The organism is Bradyrhizobium sp., assembly GCF_036009065.1.
GTDB lineage: Bacteria > Pseudomonadota > Alphaproteobacteria > Rhizobiales > Xanthobacteraceae > Bradyrhizobium.
The window spans coordinates 1-2003 of the sequence record NZ_DASYMN010000421.1 but is presented as its reverse complement, the minus strand read 5'-3'; the positions used below and the strand labels follow the sequence as shown (position 1 = coordinate 2003).

Sequence of the window (2003 nt, the reverse complement as noted above, 5' to 3'; positions counted from 1 at the left end):
ATGCCTGCCGACAACGCCGTTCCCGGCGCCGAAGAAGGGCTTGTCCCTGACGGTGCTGGACCCGTTACGGGATCGCATTACGTGCTTCTGCGCGCAGGGTGGGTTGACCGGCGTTCCTCAGAGGCTGAAAATGAATCGGGTTTCGGCAATCGGGTTATAGCCATGCCGCGGGCGCGAGCATGGCTTCAGGCGGGACCAGGTGTTTTGCGTATCTGCTTCAATGATTCTGAGTTACTTGCCAGGCGTCGAGCGGTCGCATCCGCCAGCGATGCAGTCATGCCAATTGGCGGCCGCTGAGGACGGACGCAGCGGTGTATCGATTGCTGCGTCGCGCCGTTAGTTACAGCCTTGGATGCAAGATCAGATCTCAATCAGCCGCCAGGAACAGACCATGTTGTGGGTCAACGCGTGCCACAGGGCGACGGCCTTGACCTTTTCCCAGCTGCGCACAAGGAACTGCGTCAATCCGCGATTGCGCGCCTGAGCGTTGGCGCATTCGGCCGTCGCCGCTCGCTGCTTGTAGATTTCCTTGGCCTCATCTCCGCCCATGCGTTGGCGCCACTCGGCCACACCGGGTTGGTCGCCCGATAGCGGCGCATGCGGGTCTCGTCCGGCATCGCGCGGCTTCGGCACCGGCGCGAACGTTTCAACGCCGTGCCGTGCAAGCATTTCGATGTCGTCGAACTTGACGAAGCCGCCGTCGACGAGATGCTGGCGTGGCCGTTCGCCATACTGCTCGGCCAGCGCATCGTTCATGGGTGCCATCTTGCCCATATCGGAGCCGATGTTGTCGACCGACACGCCGGCGATCGCCGTGCTCTTTGTATCGGTGGCAAACTGGATGTTGTAGGCTGGACGGAAACCACCATCAGCCATCTTCATCACCCGTGCCTGCGCATCGGTCGTGGAGGCTCGTGGCTCGCTGACACGCGGCTTTTTGCCTGCCGGTTCCTCAACCTCAGTCTTCTGGTTTCTTGCAGTTTCCTGCTGCGCTTTCTTGGCCGCACGCTCGGCCTCCAGGCGCGCCTGCTCCTGCTGTCGGGCGTGCAGTTCCTCGCTTACCGCCAGCGCTGCGCGAACCCGGCGCTCGCGATCCTCAGCTGCTCGCTGACGGGCCGCGGCTTGTTGGCGACTGGTCGCACCCGGATCGGCGTTTACTTGCGCACGCAGATCGGCCAGCGCCTTCTCGGCATCGCGCCGGCAGTGCTGCAAGGTCGAATGCCGGCGAAACGAAGCCGCTCCCGCCGAGGCGCGCACCCGCACGCCATCTTGGGCAACACGATCCAGGCTGGCCACGCCGGCCCGCACCAGCGCGGTGAAGCTGTCCACCAGCAGGCGCTCCAGCACCGCGCCGTGATCCACCCGGAAATCCGCCAGCGTCTTGGCGTTCATGCCGACACCGCCGCACAGCCATTGAAACGCGATATGCTCCTCGCACAAGCGAGCCACTTCGCGCGCGCTGGCGACCCCCTCCACCGTGGCATACAACCAAAGCGCCAGCAGGATACGCGGGTCCGCCGGCGGATGACCGGGCCGGCCGTCCACCGCCTTAATGGTGGCGTGCAGCGCCGTCAGATCGAGCCCCTCGACGAAACCCCATACCAGACGCACCCGGTGATCGTCGGCCAGCAACCCATCCAGGTTGACCGGTCGCCAGGTTATCTGATCGCGCTCGGCAAATCGCAGTCGGGGAAATCCTCCGCCAGCGCGCTCCGGCGCCGATTGATCGGGTAACGACGCAAACAAGCCATCCTCGTCACCCGATGCCATCACCCTACCTTTGTCAGCAGCCAGACAGGCCGATTCTAACCACCCAAGCCGCACATTACAGTCGGTTTTTGGCGCATCGCTGAAAGATTTTCAGGCTCTCAGTGAGGCCGGCACGACGCAGCGTGACGAGCATCTGCGTTCGATCCAACAACATGGCCGCATCGGATGGCAACGTCGTTCCGGATATGGCAGGCGGAGCCTCGTTGAGACGGCGATGTATCGCTATAAGACGA

Annotated in this window: 1 protein-coding gene and 1 pseudogene; one reads left to right on the top strand and one right to left on the bottom strand. The window is 63.5% G+C overall.

Translation table 11 applies throughout. The features are described 5' to 3' along the window. Positions 1–360 precede the first annotated feature (360 nt). Entirely contained in the window at positions 361–1770 is a 1410-nt protein-coding gene (locus VGP39_RS25215; protein ID WP_327570811.1) for an IS1182 family transposase, read from the bottom strand. A gap of 118 nt (positions 1771–1888) precedes the next feature. On the opposite strand from VGP39_RS25215, the pseudogene VGP39_RS25210 reads away from it, so the two are divergent. Beyond that, positions 1889–2003 (top strand): annotated as a pseudogene (locus VGP39_RS25210) (IS5/IS1182 family transposase); the annotation flags it as partial.